Below are 20,059 nucleotides of genomic sequence, written 5' to 3' on the forward strand. Positions count from 1 at the left end.
CATGACGTCTTCGAAGCAGAACCGCGCCCAGGCCCTGCCCCGGGACCTCCAGGAGGCGCTGCGCCGCCGTCTGGCCGGACGGGCCGGAGCGCCGGGCGCCGCCGCCCGGCAGGCCATCCCGCACGCGGACCGGACGCGGCCCCTGCCGCTGTCCTTCGCCCAGCAGCGGCTGTGGTTCCTGGACCGGCTGCGGCCCGGCGACGCCCGCTACAACAGCGCGGTCGCGCTGCGGCTGACCGGACCGCTGGACCACGGCGCCCTCTCCCGCGCCCTCGACACCGTGGTGGAGCGCCACGAGGCGCTGCGCACCACGTTCGAGGAGGCCGACGGGAAGCCGGCGCAGACCGTGCGTCCGGCCGGGCCGGTACCGCTGCCGGTCCGGGACCTGGCCGCGCCGGACGCGCCGCACCCCGCGGCCGGGCGGGCGCCCGCCCTGGAGGCGGCCCTGCTGGCGGAGTACTCCCGCCCGTTCGACCTGCGCACCGGGCCGCTGCTGCGCGCCCTGCTGCTGCGCGAGTCGGACGCCTCGCACGTGCTGCTGCTGACGGCGCACCACATCGTCACCGACGGCTGGTCGATGGGCGTGCTGCTGGAGGAGCTGTGCACCGCCTACGACGCCCTGGCCCGCGGCGCGGCACCGGACCTGCCGCCGGTGGCGACGCAGTACCCGGACTTCGCGGTGTGGCAGCGCGAACAGCTCTCCGGCCCCCGCCTGGAGCGGCACCTCGCCCACTGGTCCGAGAAGCTGTCCGGCGCCGTGCCGCCCGAACTCCCGCTGGACCGCCCGCGCCGCGGCGAGGAGTCGGGGGAGGGCGCGGTCCACACCTTCACCGTCCCCGCCGACACCACCGCCCGGCTGCGGAAGCTCGCGACCGAGCGGAACACCACGCTGTTCACCTCCCTGGTCGCGGCCTGCCAGGCGCTGCTGGCCCGCTGGTCCGGGCAGGACGACGTCACCGTCGGGTCCCTGACCCCCGGACGGCCCCGCACCGACCTGGAACGGGCCGTCGGCTTCTTCGCCAACACCGTCGTGCTGCGCACCGCCGTCGAGACCGGCGGATCCTTCCGCGACCTGCTGACGGCCGCCGCCGACACCGTCAACGACGCCTTCGCCCACGGCGACACGCCGTTCGAGCGGCTGGTGGAGGCCGTGGGCGCGACCCGGGAGGCGGGCCGCAACCCCCTGTTCGACGTGATGGTCCTGCTCCACCCGGACCCGCCCGCCGCGCCCGCCCCCCACGGTCTGGCCACCTCCCCGGTCGCCGTGCCGCGGCAGGCGGCCACCTTCGACCTGAGCGTGGAGTTCGTGCCCGAGGGGGAGGGGCTGACCGGTCTCCTGGAGTACCGCACGGACCTGTTCGACGCGGCCACCGCCGAGCGGATGGCCGACCAGCTGCTGCGGATGCTGGAGGGCGCCGCCGCCGAACCGGACCGGCCGCTGGGCACGCTCCCCCTGCTCTCCCCGCGGGAGGTGCGGCGGATGACGTCCGAGTGGAACGCCACCGGACGGCCCGCCCCGGCCACCACCTACCCCGAGGTCTTCCAGCGGCAGGCGGCCCGCACCCCGCACGCCACCGCCCTGGTCGCCGGGGACGTCCGGCTGGACTACGCCACGCTCAACGCCCGCGCCAACCGGCTGGCCCACCACCTCATCGCCCTCGGCGCCGGCCCCGAGCGGCTGGTCGCGCTGCGGCTGCCGCGCACCGCCGACATGATCACGGCGATGCTCGCCGTGTGGAAGTCCGGCGCCGGCTACCTCCCCGTCGACACCGCGCTGCCCGAGGAGCGCGTACGGTTCCTGCTCCAGGACGCGAGACCGGCCCTGGTGCTGGACGAGGCCGCGCTGCGGTCGGCGCCCGGCACCGCCCCGGAGACCGACCCCACCGACGCCGACCGCCTCGCCCCGCTGCACCCGGACAACACCGCGTACGTCATCTACACCTCCGGTTCCACCGGCCGCCCCAAGGGCGTGGCCGTGGCGCACCGCTCCCTGACCAACCTGCTGGCCGGCCACCGCGAGGGGTTCGTCGCCGAGGCGGGCGGCGGCCCGCTGCGGGTCGCGCTGACCGCGTCGTTCTCCTTCGACACCTCGCTGGAGGGCCTGGTGCTGATGGCCGACGGCCACCGGCTGCACCTGGTCGACGAGGCGACCCGGCTGGACCCGGCCGCCCTGGTCGAGTACGTGGTCGAGCACCGCGTCGACTTCCTGGACCTGACTCCCTCCTACCTGCGGCAGTTGCTGCCCGCCGGACTGCTCACCGACCCGCGCCACCACCCGCGGGTGCTGATGCTCGGCGGCGAGGCGATCGGCCCCGGCCTGTGGCGCGAGCTGGCCGCCCACCGGGACGTCGCCGCCTACAACTTCTACGGCCCCACCGAGTGCACCGTCGACGCCCTGGCCTGCCGCGTCGGGGAGGAGGACCGCCCGCTGGTGGGCCGGCCGCTGCCCGGCGTACGGGCCTACGTCCTCGACGACCGGCTCCAGCCCGTGCCGCCCGGCGTCGGCGGCGAGCTGTACCTGGCCGGGGCGCAGGTGGCCCGCGGCTACGCGGGCCGCCCGGGCCTGACCGCGAGCCGGTTCACCGCCGACCCGTTCGGCGCGCCGGGGGAGCGGATGTACCGCACCGGCGACCTGGCCCGCTGGACCGCCGACGGACGGCTGGACTACCTCGGGCGCGCCGACGACCAGGTCAAGATCCGCGGCCACCGCATCGAGCCGGGCGAGATCGAGGCGGCGTTGCTGGATCTGCCGGAGGTCGCCGCCGCCGCGGTCGTGGCGGTGGCCGACGGCCGCGGCCACACCCGGCTGGCCGCCTACACCGTGCCCGCCGACGCCGCCGCCCCGCCCGCCGCCTCCGGGCTGCGGGCGGCCTGCCGGCGCGTCCTGCCCGACCACATGGTGCCCTCCTCCTTCACCGTCCTCGACGCCCTGCCGCTGACCACCAGCGGCAAGCTGGACCGCCGGGCCCTGCCCGCCCCCGACCTCGACGCCGCCCCGCGCGAGCGGGAGTACACCGCCCCGCGCACCCCCGACGAGGAGACGCTGGCCGGCATCTGGTCCGAGGTGCTGGGCGTGGCCCGGGTGGGCGTCACCGACAACTTCTTCGAGCTGGGCGGCGACTCCATCCTCTCCATCCAGGCCGTCTCCCGGGCCCGCGCCGCCGGCCTGCACCTGAACTCGCAGGACGTCTTCCGCCACCAGACCGTCGCCGACCTGGCCGCCGCCGCGTCCCGCCGGGCCACCGCGGCGCCCGCCGCCCGGCTGCCCCGCACCCAGGGGCCCGCCCCGCTGACACCCGTCCAGGAGTGGTTCTTCGCCGCGCACGGCCCGCTGCGGCGCTTCGGCATGTCGATGCTGCTCGACCTGCCGCACGACCTGGACGAGCAGGCCCTGCGGCGGGCCCTGGAGGCGGTGGCCGCCCACCACCCGGCGCTGCGCACCCGGTTCGCGCGCACCGGGGACACCTGGGAGCAGCACCCCGGCGCGGGCCCGGCCACCGGACTGCTCGCCCGCCACGACCTGTCCGCCGTCGCCGACCCCGCGGCCGCACGGGAGGAGGCCGCCGACGCCGCCCGCGCGGAGCTGGACCCGTCCACCGGCGCCCTGCTGCGCGCGGCCCTGCTGCTGCACCCCGGCGGCGGACGGCCGCAGCTGTTCCTGACGGCCCACCACCTGGCCGTGGACAGCGTCTCCTGGCGGATCCTCCTGGCCGACCTGGAGCAGGCCTACCGGCAGGCGGCCGCGGGCGAGCCGGTCCGCCTGGAACCCGCCACCACGCCGTTCGCCGACTGGGCCGCGCACCTGTCCCGGCGGGTGCGCGCCGGCGACCTGGACGGCGACCTGCCGTACTGGACGGCCGAGGCCGCCGTGCCGCGCGCCCCGCTGCCCGTGGACCGCCCCGGGACCCCGCTCGCCGGGTCGGTGCGCACCGTCCGCACCCGGGTGGACCGCGCCACCACCGAGGCGCTGCTGCGCAAGGTGCCCGGGGTCTACCGCACCCAGGTCAACGACGTGCTGCTCAGCGCCCTGGGCCGGGTGCTCGCCGACTGGACGGGCGCCGAGCGGGTCACCGTCGCCCTGGAGGGCCACGGCCGGGAGGACCTCGGCGGCCGGACCGGCCCGGACGGACCGGGACCGGACGACACGGTCGACGTGTCGCGGACGGTGGGCTGGTTCACCACCCAGTACCCCGTCACCCTCGCCCCGGCCGGACCGGCGGACGCGCCGGACTGGGGCGCCACGCTCAAGGCGGTCAAGGAACGGCTGAGAGCGGTGCCCCGGCGGGGCCTGAGCTACGAGGCACTGGCCCGTCTGGGCTCACCCGACCCGTCCGCCCGCTCCCTGCGCGACCTGCCGCTGCCCCAGGTGTCCTTCAACTACCACGGGCAGTGGACCGCGCCGGCCGGGCGGGACTTCGCCCCGGCCGACGAGGTGCCGGGACGGGACATCGCGGCCGACGAGCCGCTGGACCACCTGCTGGACGTCTCGGCCGCGGTGGCCGACGGCGAGCTGGAGATCACCTGGCACCACAGCGATCAGGTGCACGACGCGGACACCGTCCGGGCCCTGGCGGACGGCATGGTCCGGGCGCTGACCGAGATCGCCGAGCACTGCGCCCGGCCGGACGCCGGCGGCCGCACCCCCTCCGACTTCCCCCTCGCCCGCCTGGACCAGGCCGGCGTGGACCGGCTGGCCGGTGACGGCCGCGGTGTGGAGGACATCCTTCCGCTGACCCCGCTGCAGGAGGGCATGCTCTTCCACCGCCTGGTCGGCGGCCCGGACGACGTGTACGTGGACCAGGCCGCGCTGCTGCTGGAGGGGGTGGCGGACCCGCACGCCCTCGCCGTCGCCTGGCAGCGGGTGGCCGACCGCACCCCCGCGCTGCGGACCTCGGTGGTGTGGGAGGGCGTGCCCGTCCCGCTCCAGGTCGTGCACCGGGACGTCCGGGTGCCGGTGACCCACCTGGACTGGCGCGACGTGGACGAGGGCGAGCGCGCCGACCGCTTCGCCCGGCTGCGCTCCGACGACCTGGCGCGCGGCGTCGACCTCGGCGCGGCGCCGCTGATGCGGCTCACCCTGGTGCGGCTGCCCGACGCCCGGCTGCACCTGCTGTGGACCTCCCACCACCTGATCCTGGACGGCTGGAGCCTGGCCCAGGTGCTCACCGAGGTGTTCGAGGAGTACGCGGCGCTCATCGCCGGGAGCGGGACACGGCCCCCCGCGCGCCGGCCCTTCGGCGACTACGTGCGGTGGCTGGCCGACCAGGACGCCGACGCCGCCCGCGAGCACTGGCGGGGCGTCCTCGAAGGCTTCGCCGAGCCGACCCCGCTGCCCGTCGACCGCCCCCTGCGCGAGGCGCACGAGACCCGGTCCGCGGGCGTCCACACGGCCGGTCTGTCCGACGCGGTGTCGCAGCGGCTGGCCCGCACCGCCCGCGACGCCGGGCTCACCCTGGGCACGGTGGTGCAGGGCGCCTGGGCGCTGCTGCTGTCCCGCTACAGCGCGGAGCGGGACGTGGTGTTCGGCACCACCGTCTCCGGCCGCCCCGACGACCTGCCCGGCGTGGAGTCGATGGTGGGCATGTTCATCAACACCCTGCCCACCCGGGTCCGCGTGGACGGCCGGCGGACGGCCACCGCGTGGCTGCGGGAGCTGCAGGAGGCGCAGGCCGAGTCGCGGCGCTTCGCGGCGGTCTCCCTGGCCGAGCTGACGGGATTGAGCGACGTGCCGTCCGGCACGGCGCTGTTCCACAGCATGGTCGCCTTCGAGAACTACCCCTTCGACGAGGCCCGTACGGCCGGCTCGGGCGTGCGCCTGGTGGACGTCGCCTCCCGGGACGCCACCAACTACCCGCTCGTGCTGCGCGCCTACCAGGGCGAGCGGATCGGCTTCGACCTGGCCTACGACCCGGAGCTGTTCGACGTCGGGACCGTCCGGGCGCTCGCCGACCGGCTGTGCCTGCTGCTCGCGGAGATCGCCGCCGACCCCGGCCGACCGCTGCGCTCCCTGGCGTGGACGACCGTCGAGGAGCGGCGGCGGATGCTGGTGGACTGGAACGGCGCCGAGCAGGGCCGCCCGGCACCCACCCTGGTGGACCTGTTCGAGGCCCAGGCCGCCCGCGTTCCCGCCGCGACCGCCGTCACCTGCGCGGGCGAGAGCCTCGACTACGCCGGGCTCGACGCGCGGGCCGGACGGCTCGCCCACCGGCTGGCCGAGTACGGCGCCGGGCCCGAGCGCTTCGTGGCGCTCGCCCTGCCCCGCTCCACGGACCTGGTCGTGGCGGTCCTGGCCGTGCTGAAGACGGGCGCGGCCTATCTGCCGATCGACCCCAGGCTGCCCGCCGAGCGCGTCGCCGACCTGCTGCGGGACGCCGCGCCGGTGGCGCTGGTGACCACCACCGGGGACGCCGGGCGGGCCGAGGGCACCGGTGTGCCCGCACTCCCGCTGGACGACCCCGCGGTACGGGCCGACCTCGCGCGGCGCCCGGCCGCCGGCCCGGCCCCGGCCCGCCGTCCGCTGCCGGAGACCCCCGCCTACGCCATCTACACCTCCGGCTCCACCGGCCGCCCCAAGGGCGTGGTGATCCCGCACGCCAACGTGGTGCGGCTGTTCACCCGCACCCGCCACTGGTTCGGCTTCGACGAGACGGACGTGTGGACGCTGTTCCACTCCTACGCCTTCGACTTCTCCGTGTGGGAGCTGTGGGGCGCGCTGCTGCACGGCGGCCGGCTCGTCGTCGTCCCCGACGACACCGCCCGCTCCCCGGAGGACTTCCTGCGCCTGCTGGCGGACGAGCGGGTCACGGTCCTCAACCAGACCCCGTCCGCCTTCTACCCCCTGGCGCGCGCGGACGCCGAGCACCCCGGGCCGAGCGGGCGCCTGGCCCTGCGCACGGTGGTCTTCGGAGGCGAGGCGCTGGACGTCGAGCGGCTGGCCGACTGGTACGCGCGCCACCCGGACACCGCCCCGCGCCTGGTCAACATGTACGGCATCACCGAGACCACCGTGCACGTCACCTACGAGCCCCTGGACCGCACCACGGCCCGCAGGGGCGCCGCCAGCCCCATCGGCGCGGGCATACCCGACCTGCGGGTGTACGTGCTCGACGGCGACCTGGCCCCCGTGCCGCCCGGCGCCGTGGGCGAGATGTACGTGGCGGGGGAGGGCCTGGCCCGCGGCTACCTGAACCGGCCGGGCCTGACCGCGTCCCGCTTCACGGCGAACCCGTTCGGGCCGCCCGGCTCCCGCATGTACCGCACCGGCGACCGTGCCCGGTGGCGGGCCGACGGAACGCTGGAGTACCTGGGCCGCGCCGACCAGCAGGTGAAGATCCGCGGCTACCGCATCGAGCCCGGCGAGATCGAGGCCGCGCTCCTGGCCCACCCGGACGTCGCCGAGGCCGCGGTGGGCGTGTACGAGGACGCCTCCGGGACGCGGCGGCTGGTCGCGCACGTCGTCGGCTCCGGCGGGGAGCACGCCGCGCCGCCCGCCGCCGAACTCCGCACCCACCTGGAGCACCTGCTGCCCGCGCACATGGTGCCCGCCGCCTACGTGCCGATGGAGGCGCTGCCGCTCACCGTCAACGGCAAGCTCGACCGGCGCGCCCTGCCCGCGCCCGGCCCGGACGGCTTCGCCGCCGGAGGCGACCGCACCCCGCCGCGCACCCCGGCCGAACGCGCCGTCGCCGCCGCCTGGGCGGACGTGCTGGACACCGCGGAGGTGGGCGCCGGGGACGACTTCTTCGCCCTCGGGGGCGACTCCATCCTCGCCGTCCGCGTCACCTCCCGGCTGCGCGCGGCCTTCGGCGCGGACGTCTCGCCCCGGCTGCTGTTCACCCACCCGACGGTCGCCGCCCTGGCCGCCGCCCTCGGCGATCCGGCCGGCGACCGCACCGGCGACCGGGCGGCGGCCGACGCCATACCGGCCGCGGACCCGGACACCCCGCCGCCGCTGTCGTACGCGCAGCAGCGCCTGTGGTTCCTCGACCGCTTCGAACAGGGCAGCACCGAGTACACGACGCTGTCCGTGCTGCGCCTGCGCGGCCGGCTCGACGAGGCCGCCCTGCGCACCGCGCTGGACGGCCTGGTGGCCCGGCACGAGGCGCTGCGCACCACCTTCGCCGAGCAGGACGGCCGCGCCCGGCAGGTCGTGCACCCGCCGCACCCGGTGGACCTGCCGCTGGACGACCTCGCCGGCGACCGCGCCGGCGACCCGTCGGCGGCCCTGGACGCGCTCCTGGAGCGCGAGGCCGCCACCCCCTTCGACCTGGGCGCCGGGCCCCTGCTGCGCGCCCGGCTGGCGCGCCTGGCCGACGACGAGCACGTGCTGGTCCTGGCCGTCCACCACATCGTCACCGACGGCTGGTCCGTCGCCGTCCTCGGCCGGGACCTGGGCGAGCTGTACGCGGCGGCGCTGGAGGGCCGCCGCCCCCGACTGCCCGAACTGCCCGTGCGGTACGCCGACTACGCGGCCTGGCAGCGCGCCCGCACCGAGCAGGCCGAGGAACAGCTCTCCTACTGGCGCGGCGCGCTGGAGGGCCTGGCCCCGCTGGAGCTGCCGACCGACCGGCCGCGCCCGGCGACGCGCACCCGCGACGGGGCGCTGGTGACCTTCGCCCTTCCCGCCGCGCTGACCGGGCGGCTGCGCGAGACGGGCCGTGACGCCGACGCCACCCTCTACATGACGCTGCTGGCGGCCTGCACGGTCCTGCTCTCGCGCTGGGCGGACCAGGAGGACGTCGCCGTCGGCACCGTGGCCGCGGGCCGGGAACGCCCCGAACTCCACGACGTGGTCGGCATGTTCGTCAACACGCTGGTACTGCGCAACCGGGTGCGCCCCGACATGACGTTCCGCGCGCTGCTGGAGCAGGTGCGCACCACCGTCCTGGAGGCGTTCGCCCACCAGGAGGTGCCCTTCGAGAGGCTGGTGGACGCGCTCCAGCCCGAGCGCGACACCAGCCGCACCCCCCTGTTCCAGGTGATGGTGGCGCTGCACAACCTGGGCGCCGAGGTGCCCCGTCTGCCGGGCCTGGAGGCCGAGCCGGTGACGCCGCCGGTCCGGCACGCCACCTTCGACCTCGCCTTCGACTTCGTGGAGGGCGACGGCGGCGTCACCGGCTACCTGGAGTACGACACCGCCCTGTTCGACGCGGACACCGCCGAGCGCCTGGCCGCCCGGCTGCGGCTGCTGCTGGAGGCCGTCGCCGAGGACCCGGACCGGGCCACCGGCGCACTGCCGCTGATGACCCCCGCCGAGCGGCGCCGGGTCCTCCAGGAGTGGCAGGGCGCCCGGCTGCCGGCCGTCGGCACCCCCGATACCGCCGACACCCCCGGCACTCCCGATACCGCAGCCGCCACCTTCCCGGCCCTGTTCGAGGCACAGGCCGCCCGCACCCCCGGCGCCACCGCCCTGGTGGCCCGGGACGCCACGCTCGACTTCGCCGCCCTCAACGACCGCGCCAACCGGCTGGCCCACCACCTCGTCGCCCGGGGCACCGGTCCGGAGCGCGTGGTCGCCGCCCGCCTGCCGCGCACCTCGGACATGTACGTGGCGCTGCTCGCCGTCCTCAAGGCGGGCGGCACCCTGCTCTGCGTCGACCCCGACCTGCCCGAGGAGCGCGTCGCGTTCCTCCTGGAGGACGCCGCGCCGCACACGGTCCTGACCGCCGACGCCCTGCGCGAGGTGCCCTGGGACCGGCTGCCCGCGCACGACCCCGCCGACGCCGACCGGCTCGCCCCGCTGCGCCCGGAGAACACCGCGTACATCGTCTACACCTCCGGTTCCACCGGCCGCCCCAAGGGCGTCGCGGTGGAGCACCGCCACCTGGTCAACCTCTGCCGCGCCCACCGGGAAGGTCTGGTGGCACCGCACACCGCGGACGGGCGGCGGCTGCGCGCCGCGCTCAGCGCCTCGTTCTCCTTCGACACCTCGTGGGAGGGGCCGCTGCTGCTCGCCCTGGGCCAGGAGGTGCACCTGGTCGACGAGGACGTGCGCCTGGACCCGGAGGCGTTCTGCGCCCTGGTCGCCGAGCGGCGCCTGGACCTGGTGAACGTCACCCCGTCCTTCCTGCGCGAACTCACCTCCGCCGGGCTCCTGGCGCCCGGCCGCCACCACCCCCGCCTGCTGCTGGTGGGCGGCGAGGCGGTCGGCACGGCCGCGTGGCGGGAGCTGCGCGCGGCCGAGAGGGACCTCGGCATCGCCGTCTACAACATGTACGGGCCCACCGAGTGCACCGTCGACGCCGTCTACGGCCGCTGCGCCGAGGGGCCCGAGCGCCCCGTCATCGGCCGTCCCGGCCGCAACCTGCGCGCCTACGTGCTCGACGGCGCACTGCGCCCGGTGCCGCCCGGCGTGCCGGGCGAGCTGTACCTGGCCGGGGCGCAGGTGGCCCGCGGCTACCTGAACCGGCCGGGCCTGACCGCGAGCCGGTTCACCGCCGACCCGTTCGGGCCGCCCGGCTCCCGCATGTACCGCACCGGCGACCGCGCCCGCTGGGACGCCCAGGGGCGCCTGGAGTTCCTCGGCCGGACCGACGAGCAGGTCAAGATCCGCGGATTCCGCATCGAGCCCGGTGAGGTGGAGGCCGCCCTCCTGGCCCACCCGGACGTCGCCGAGACCGTGGTGACCGCCCGCGAGCACGCCGGCCGCCTCATGCTCGTGGCCTACCTGGTGCCCGCCGGGGACCGCACCCCGCCGGCCGACGAGCTGCGGGTGGCGCTGCGCCGGACCCTGCCGGACCACATGGTGCCCACCGCGTTCGTCCCGCTGGCGCGCATACCGCGCACCAGCAGCGGCAAGACCGACCGGCGCGCGCTGCCCGCCCCGCCCGCGCAGCCCGACAGCGCCACGCCGTACGTGGCGCCGCGCCCCGGCACCGAGGAGACCCTGGCCGCCATCTGGGCCCAGGTGCTGGGCGTGGACCGGGTGGGCGCGCGGGACAACTTCTTCGCGCTCGGCGGCGACTCGATCCTCTCCATCCAGATCGTCTCCCGCGCCCGCCAGGCCGGGCTCGCCCTCACCACCAAGGACGTCTTCCGCCACCAGACCGTCGCCGAACTCGCCCTGTGCACCACCGAGGCGGACCCGCGACCGGCCGCCGGGGACGGCGCCGCCCCGCCCGCCGAGGCCCCGCTCACCCCCATCCAGCGCTGGTACCTCGACGGCCGCCGGCCCGGCGACGCACTGCGCTTCACCATGACCCAGCGCCTGGAACTGTCCCCGGGCACCTCCCCGGAGGCACTGGGCCGGGCGGTCGACGCCCTGGTGGTCCACCACGCGGCCCTGCGCACCCGGTTCCGCCGCACCGACGGCGGCTGGCGCCAGGAGGTCCTGCCGCAGGCGCCGGACGGCGTTCTCACCCGCCACGACGCGGCGGACCTGGACGACCGGGCGCTGGAGGCCGAGGTGCAGCGCGCGGCGGACGCGGCCCAGGCCTCGCTCGACCCCGCCGAGGGCCGGGTCGTGCGGGCGCTGCTCTTCGACCGCGGCCCGGACCTGCCGGCGCAGCTCGTGGTCACCGTCCACCACCTGGTGGTGGACGGCGTCTCCTGGCGCATCCTGCTGGCGGACCTGGAGACCGCCTGCCTCGCCGCCGCGGCCGGACGGCCCGTCGAACTGCCCCCGGTGGGCACCGCGTACGGCCACTGGGCCGCCCGGCTGGAGCGCCACACCCTCTCCGGCGCCCTGGACGCCGACCTGCCCCACTGGGAGCGCACCTGCGCCGCCCCGGCCGGCCTGCCCGCCGGGCGGCCCGGCCCCAACACCCACGGCACCGCCGCCACCGTCACCGCGACCCTGGGACCGGAGGAGACCGACGCCCTGCTGCGCCGGGTCCCCGACGTCTACCGCACCCAGGTCAACGACGTGCTGCTCAGCGCCCTGGGCCGCACCCTGGCCCGCTGGTGCGGACGCGACACCGTCCTGATCGGGGTGGAGGGGCACGGCCGCGAGGACCTGTTCGACGACGTGGACCTGTCGCGGACGGTGGGCTGGTTCACCGCCGAGTTCCCCCTCGCCCTGACCGCCGCCCCCGACGCCGGCTGGCGCGACACCCTCCGGTCCGTCAAGGAGCAACTGCGCGCGGTGCCGCTGCGCGGCCTGAGCCACGGAGCGCTGCGCCACCTGCTGCCCGACAGCCCCCTGGCCGGAGCCCCGGCCCCGGCGGTCGGCTTCAACTACCACGGGCAGTGGGACGCCGGGACCGCCGGCGGCCCGCAGTCCGGCGGGCTGTACCGCGCCGCGCTGCCGCCGGCCGGCCGTGACACCGACCCGGACGAGCCCCGCCCCTACCTGCTGGACGTCACCGGCGTGGTCCAGGGCGGCCGCCTCGAACTGGGCTGGACCTACCCGACGGCCGTCTACGACGAGGCCACCGTGCGGCGCCTGGCCGAGGAGATGTGCGACGCGCTCCGCGAGATCACGGCGCACTGCGCCCGCCCGGACGCCGGCGGCCGCACCCCGTCCGACTTCCCGCTCGCCGCGCTCACCCAGGAGCAACTGGACGGGCTGGTGGGCGACGGGCGGCACGTGGCCGACGTCCTGCCGCTGACACCCCTGCAGTCCGGCATGCTCTTCCACGGACTGGTCGACACGGCCGACGCCTACCTCAACCGCACGGCGGTGCGGCTGTCGGGCGTGGCGGACCCGCGGGCGTTCGCCGCGGCCTGGCAGCAGGTCGCCGACCGCACGCCGGCGCTGCGCACATCCGTCCACTGGCAGGGCCTGCCGCACCCGGTGCAGGTGGTGCACCACCACGCGGACCTGCCCGTCACCCACCTGGACTGGCGCGACCTGACGCCCGAACGGCGGGCGGCGGCGACCGAGGACCTCCTCGCCGAGGACCGCGCCGCGGGCATGGACCTGACCAGCGCGCCGCTCACCCGCATCACCCTGGCCGCCCTGCCCGGCGACGAGGTCCTGCTGCTGTGGTCCTCCCACCACCTGGTCCTGGACGGCTGGAGCACCGGGCAGCTGCTCACCGAGGTGTGCGAGCGCTACGCCGCGCTCACCGGCGGCTCCGAGACCGCCGGGCCGGTGAGGCGGCCGTTCGCGGACTTCCTGCGGTGGCTGCGCGACCAGGACGAGGACGAGGCCGGGCGGTACTGGGCCGACGCCCTCGCCGGCTTCACCGAGCGCACCCCGCTGCCGTACGACCGCACCCCCGCCGAAGCGCACCGCGCCCGCTCCGGCGAGGCCGTCCGCCACGAACTGGACGAGCGGGTCTCACGGCGGCTGCGGGAGACGGCCGCCCGCCACGGCCTGACCGTCAACACCGTGGTGCAGGGCGCCTGGGCGCTGCTGCTGTCCCGCTACAGCGGGCGCCGCGACGTGGTGTTCGGCACCACCGTCTCCGGCCGCCCGGCCGAACTGCCGGGCGTGGAGTCGATGGTCGGCATGTTCATCAACACCGTGCCGACCAGGGTCCGCGTGCCCGCGGGGGGCGTCCTGCCCTGGCTGCGCGGGCTACAGGAGCGGCAGAGCGACGCCCGGCGCTTCGACTTCCTCGCGCTGCCCCGCATCCAGGCCCTCGGTGACGTCCCGTCGGGCGAGGCGCTGTTCGACAGCATGGTGGTGTTCGAGAACTACCCCGTCGACGAGTCGGCCACGGCCAGGACGGGCGTGCGCGTCGAGGAGGTGCACGCCGAGGACGCCACGACCTTCCCGCTGTGCCTGCGCGCCCACCTGGCCGACCGGCTCGGCTTCGACCTGGCCTACGACGCCGCCCTGTTCGACCGCGCCACGGTGGAGAGCGCCGCGGCCCGCCTGACGGGACTGCTCACCGCGCTCGCCGACGGTTTCGCGGGCGACGTGGACGACCTGGAGCTGCTCACCGACGCCGACCGGGAACTGCTGGAGCGGTGGAACGCCACCGCCCGGCGGGTTCCGGCCCGCACCCCGGTGGACCTGTTCGCCGAGCAGGCCCGCCGCACCCCCGACGCGGTCGCGCTGGACGACGGCGACCGCGAGGTGACCTACCGGGAGCTCGCCGACTGGTCGGACCGCGTGGCGTCCGCGCTGCTCGCCGGCGGCCTGGCCGCCGAGGACCGGGTGGCGCTCCTCATGGACCGCTCCGCCGAACTCGTCGTCGCGCAGCTCGCCGTCCTCAAGGCGGGCGGCGCCTACGTGCCGGTGGACGCCCGCGCGCCCGAGGAGCGGCGCCGCGCCCTGCTCGACCGGGCGGGCGTCACGGTCCGGCTCACCGCCGGAGAGGTGGCCGCCGCGCGGACCGCCGCGCCGCGGGGGCCCGCGCTCCCGCCCGCGGACCCCGACCGGCTGGCCTACGTGATGTTCACCTCCGGATCCACCGGCCTGCCCAAGGCGGTGGCGGTGCGCCACCGCGACGTGGCGTCGCTGGCCACCGACGGCCGCTTCGCCGGCGGGGTGTGCGCACGCGTGCTGCTGCACTCGCCGGTGGCGTTCGACGCCGCCACCTTCGAGGTGTGGGCGCCCCTGCTGAACGGCGGCCGCGTGGTGGTGGCCCCGGGGCAGCCGCTGGACGCGGCGCTGCTGCGGCGGCTGGCCGACGACGGCGGACTGACGGCGCTGTGGGTGACGGCCGGCCTGTTCCGGCTGCTGTCCCAGGACGCGCCGGACTGCTTCGCGGGGCTGCGCCAGGTGTGGACCGGCGGCGACGTGGTCCCCGCCGCGGCCGTACGCCGCGTGCTGGCCGCCTGCCCCGGCCTGACCGTGGTGGACGGCTACGGGCCGACCGAGACCACGACCTTCGCCACCTCCCTCGCCCTCACGGACGCGGCGGCGGTGCCCGACACCGTGCCCATCGGACACCCGCTGGACGACATGCGGGTGCACGTCCTCGACGCCCGCCTGCGGCCCGTCCCGCCGGGCTGCGCCGGCGAGCTGTTCGTCGCCGGCGAGGGCGTGGCGCGCGGCTACCTGGGCCGTCCCGGCGAGACCGCCGCCCGGTTCCTCGCGGACCCGTCCGGGCCGCCCGGCGCCCGGATGTACCGCACCGGCGACCTGGCCCGGCGCCGCCCGGACGGCACGGTCGAGTTCCTGGGCCGCGCCGACGACCAGGTGAAGATCCGCGGGTTCCGGGTCGAGCCCGGCGAGGTGGAGGCGGCGCTGGCGGCCCGCCCCGGCGTCGCGGACGTGGCGGTGGTGGCCCGCGAGGACCGGCCGGGCGCCAAGCGGCTGGTGGCCTACGTGGTCGGACCGGCCGGCGACGACGTCGAGGGCCTGCGGGCCTTCGCCCGCCGCACGCTGCCCGACTACCTCGTCCCCTCGGCGTTCGTCCCGCTGGAGGCCCTCCCGCTGAGCGGCAACGGCAAGGTGGACCGGGCGGCGCTGCCCGCGCCGGAGCCGGAGGCGGGGGCGGAGCGCGGCACGCGGACCGAACCCCGCACCGAGGCCGAACGCCGCACGGCGGAGGTCTTCGCCGAGGTGCTCGGAGGGGACCGGCCCGGGGTGGAGGACGACTTCTTCTCCCTGGGCGGCGACTCGATCCTGAGCATCCGCCTCGCCTCGCGCCTGGCGGAGGAGTTCGGGACGGAGCTGTCGCCGCGGGCCGTGTTCACCCACCCCACGCCCGCGGCGCTCGCCGGGCTGCTCGCGGAAGGGCGGACCGGCGGCGCGGAGCGCGCCGCCGTCGTCCCGGTCGCCCGCGACGCGGCGGTCCCGATGTCCTACGCGCAGCAGCGCCTGTGGTTCCTGGAGGAGTTCGCGCCCGGCGGGGCCGAGTACACCACCGCGCTGGCGCTGCGCCTGCGCGGCCGACTCGACGAGGCCGCCCTGCGCACCGCGCTGGACGGCCTGGTGGCCCGGCACGAGTCGCTGCGCACCACCTTCGACACGGTGGACGGCCGGGGCGTGCAGATCGTCCACCCGCCGCGGGAGGTCTCCCTGCCGCTGCACGACCTGTCCGGGCTGCCCGGGGCCGACCGCACGGCGGAGCTGGACAGGCTGCTGGAGGCCGAGCGCACCCGCCCGTTCGACCTGCGCCGCGGCCCGCTGCTGCGGGCCGGGCTGGTGCGGCTGGCCGGCGACGACCACGTGCTGACCCTGGCCCTGCACCACATCGTCACCGACGGCTGGTCGACCGCCGTGCTCACCGGCGACCTGGCCCACCTCTACCGGGCCGCGCTGGGCGCCACCGCCGACCGGCTGCCGCCGCTGCCGGTGCAGTACGCCGACTACGCCCACTGGCAGCGCACCGAGGGCGACGCCGGCACCGACGAGCACCTCGCGTACTGGAGGGAGCGCCTGGCCGGGACCGAGCCGCTGGACCTGCCCACCGACCGGCCGCGCCCGGCGGTGCGCACCCGCGACGGCGCGACCGCCCGCCTGGTCCTGCCGCCGGAGACGGCCCGCCGCCTCGCCCGGGTCGGCCGGGACCGGGGGGCCACCCTGTTCACCACGCTCGTCGCCGCCGCGCAGACGTTCCTCGCGCGGCTGTCCGGCGGGAGTGACATCGCCGTCGGCACCGTCACCTCCGGCCGCGACCGGCCCGAGATCCAGAACCTGATCGGGTTCTTCGTCAACACCCTGGTGCTGCGCTCGCGGGTGGAGGCGGACCGCCCCTTCCCCGAGTTCCTCGCCGAGGTGCGCGACACGGTGCGGGACGCCTTCGCCCACCAGGAGGTGCCGTTCGAGCGGGTGGTGGACGAGGTGCAGCCGGTGCGGGACACCAGCCGCACCCCGCTCTTCCAGGTCATGGTGGTCCTGCAGAACGCGCCGACGGCCGATCTGGACCTCCCCGGCCTGGAGGTCTCCGACGTCGAGACGGACGTCCGGCACGCGGCGTTCGACCTCACCCTGGAGTTCGCCGAGACCGGCTCCGGAGCGCTGCACGGCCTGCTCACCTACAACACCGACCTGTTCGACGCGGCCACCGCCGAGCGGATGGCCGACCAGCTCGGCACGCTGCTGACCGCCGTCGCCGAGGACCCGCACCGCCCCCTGGGCGCCCTGCCGCTGGCTTCCGAGGAGGCGCTGAAGACCCTGCTGGACCAGGGGCGGGGCGCGGCCCGGCCGGTGCCGGCGGCGACGCTGCCGGAGCTGTTCGAGCGCCAGGCGGCCCGTACGCCGGACGCGGTGGCGCTGGCGGACGGCGCCCGGCGGCTGACGTACGCGGAGGTGGACCGCGCGGCCAACCGGCTGGCCCACCGGCTGATCGGCCGCGGCGTCGGCCCCGAGAGCGTCGTGGCCCTGGCCCTGCCCCGCGCCGCGGAGACGGTGGTGGCACAGCTCGCCGTCGCCAAGGCGGGCGGGGCCTTCCTCCCGGTGGACCCGGCCTACCCCGAGCAGCGGCGGGAGTTCATGACGCGCGACGCGGGCGCCCGGCTGACCCTGGACGACCCCGCGGAGGTCCTGGGCGCGGAGGGACCGGACACGGCTCCCACGGACGCCGACCGCACCACCGCGCTCACCCCCGACCACCCGGCCTACGTCATCTACACCTCCGGGTCCACCGGGACGCCCAAGGGCGTGGTCGTCACCCACCGGGGCCTGGCGGGCTTCGCCTCGGCCGCCGCCGGCCACTACGCCGCGGGCCCTGGCGACCGGGTGCTCCAGTTCGCCTCGCCCAGCTTCGACGCCTCCGTGCTGGAGCTGTGCGTCTCCCTGCTCTCCGGCGCCACGCTGGTGGCGGGGGAGGAGGGGCCGCTGGTCGGCGAGCGGCTGGCCCAGGTGCTCGCCGAACGCCGCGTCAGCCACGCGCTGATCCCCCCGGCGGCCCTGGCCACCGTGCCGCCCGAGGCGTCCGGCACCCTGCCGCGTCTGCGCACCCTGATCGTCGGCGCCGAGGCGTGCCCGGCCGACCTGGTGGAACGGTGGGCCCCCGGCCGCCGGATGATCAACTCCTACGGGCCCACCGAGGCCACGGTCGTCGCCACCTGGACCGGGCCGCTGTCCCCGGAGGCGGGAGCCCCGCCGATCGGCCGCCCGGCCGGCGCCACCCGCGTCTACGTCCTCGACTCCGCCCTGCGGCCCGTCCCGCCCGGCGTGACCGGGGAGCTGTACGTGGCGGGCCCCGGACTCGCCCGCGGCTACCTGAACCGGCCGGGGCTGACCGCGAGCCGGTTCACCGCCGACCCGTTCGGCGCGCCGGGGGAGCGGATGTACCGCACCGGCGACCTGGTGCGCTGGGGCGCCGACGGCGAACTGCGCTTCGCCGGACGCGCCGACGACCAGCTCAAGCTGCGCGGCTTCCGGATCGAGCCGGGCGAGATCGAGAGCGCGCTGCGGCGCAGCCCCCGGGTGCGCGACGCGGTGGTCGCCGTGCGCTCCGGACGGCTGGTGGCGTACGCCGTCCCCGCCGAGGGCGCCCCCGAGGGGCTCCCCCCGGCGGAGCTGCGCGAGCACCTCGCCGGACTGCTGCCGCCGCACATGGTCCCGTCGGCGTTCGTGCCCCTGGACCGGCTGCCGCTCACCCCCAACGGCAAGACCGACCGGCGCGCCCTGCCCGAACCCGGGCCCGCGCACACCGCCACCGGTCCGCGCACCGCGCCGCGTACCGACACCGAACGCCGCATCGCCCGCATCTGGGCCGACGTCCTCGGGGTGGACGAGGTCGGCGCGGACGACAACTTCTTCCACCTCGGCGGCGACTCGATCCTGAGCATGCAGGTGGTGTCGCGGCTGCGGCGGGACGGCCTGCACCTGGCCACCCGCGACCTGTTCACCCACCAGACGGTGGCCGAGCTGGCCACCGTCGTCGGCACGGCCCCGCAGCGCTCCGGCAGCGGCCCGGTCACCGGTGAGGTGCCGCTCACCCCCATCCAGGAGTGGTTCCTGACCACCCCGCGCGCCAGCCACCACCACTTCAACCAGTCGGCGCTGCTGGAACTGGACGGCTCACCCGATCCGGAGGCCCTGCGCGTCGCGCTGGACGCCCTGCTGGAGCACCACGACACCCTGCGCATGCGCTTCACCCGGGACGACGACGGCTGGCACCAGTTCAACCCGCCGCCGGCCGGCTGCGACGACCTCCTCGTCCGCTACGACCTGGCGGGGATGTCGCCCGCGGAGGCCGACGCGGCCATGGAGAAGGCCGCCGACGACCTGCACACCGGCTTCGACATCGGCCGCGGTCCGCTGCTGCGGGCGGCGCTGTTCACCGGTGACGCCGGCCGGCCGGCCTTCCTCCTCCTGGTCGCCCACCACCTGGTCGTGGACGCCGTGTCCTGGCGGATCCTGCGGGACGACCTGGAGGCCGCCTACCAGCAGGCCGCGCGGGGCGAGCCCGTCGCGCTGGGGGAGCGCACCACCTCCTTCCGCGACTGGGCCCGCGCACTGGCCGCGCACGTGGCCGGCGGCGCCCTGGACCACGAACTGCCCTACTGGGAGCAGGCCGTGGCCGCCGAGCCGCTGCCGGCCGGCCAGGGGTCCGGACCGGACGCCGGAGAGGCCCGCACGCTCACCGTGGAACTGGACGAGGAGGACACGGCGGCGCTGCTGCGCGCCGCGCCGGCCGCCTACCGCACCCGCGTCAACGACGTCCTGCTGGCCGCGCTGGCCCTGGCCCTGGCCCGCTGGACCGGACGCGAGAAGGTCCGCCTGGACCTGGAGGGGCACGGCCGCGAGGACCTGCTGGACGGGGTCGACCTCTCCCGCACGGTCGGCTGGTTCACCACCGTCCACCCGGTCGCCCTCCAGGTGCCCGAGCCGGACGACCTCGGGCCCTCCCGCGACTGGCGGTCCCTGGTGAAGTCGGTGCGCCGCCAGCTGCGCGCCGTGCCCGGCAACGGCATCGGCTTCGGCGCCCTGCGCACCTACGGCCCGCCCGAGGTGCGCGAGCGGCTGGGCTCGGCGGCGCACGGGCAGGTGGTGTTCAACTACCTCGGTCAGTGGGACGCCCGCCCGGAGGCCTCCGCCGGCGGCCTGGTGCGCGCCGAGCACGGTTCCCTCGGCCAGGACCACGATCCCCGCGACAGCGGATCGCACCCGCTGGAGGTGGTGGGCGCGGTGCAGAACGGGCGCCTCGCCTTCACCTGGCACCACCGCCCCGCGCTCCACGCCACGGAGGCCGTGCGGAAAGCCGCCGGGGAGTTCGCCGAGGCCCTGCGCCACATCGCCCGGCACGCCCGGGGCGGCCTGTGAGAA

At 76.9% G+C, this 20,059-nt stretch carries 1 protein-coding gene; it reads left to right on the top strand.

Annotated elements, in window-relative coordinates:
• The first annotated feature begins 1 nt into the window (after window position 1).
• Window positions 2-20,056, top strand: coding sequence for a non-ribosomal peptide synthase/polyketide synthase (locus QC029_RS04465; RefSeq protein WP_279554039.1), 20,055 nt, complete (start codon window positions 2-4; stop codon window positions 20,054-20,056).
• The last annotated feature ends 3 nt before the right edge of the window (window positions 20,057-20,059 follow it).

The organism is Streptomyces sp. DH37, from assembly GCF_029813835.1.
Classification (GTDB): Bacteria; Actinomycetota; Actinomycetes; order Streptomycetales; family Streptomycetaceae; genus Streptomyces.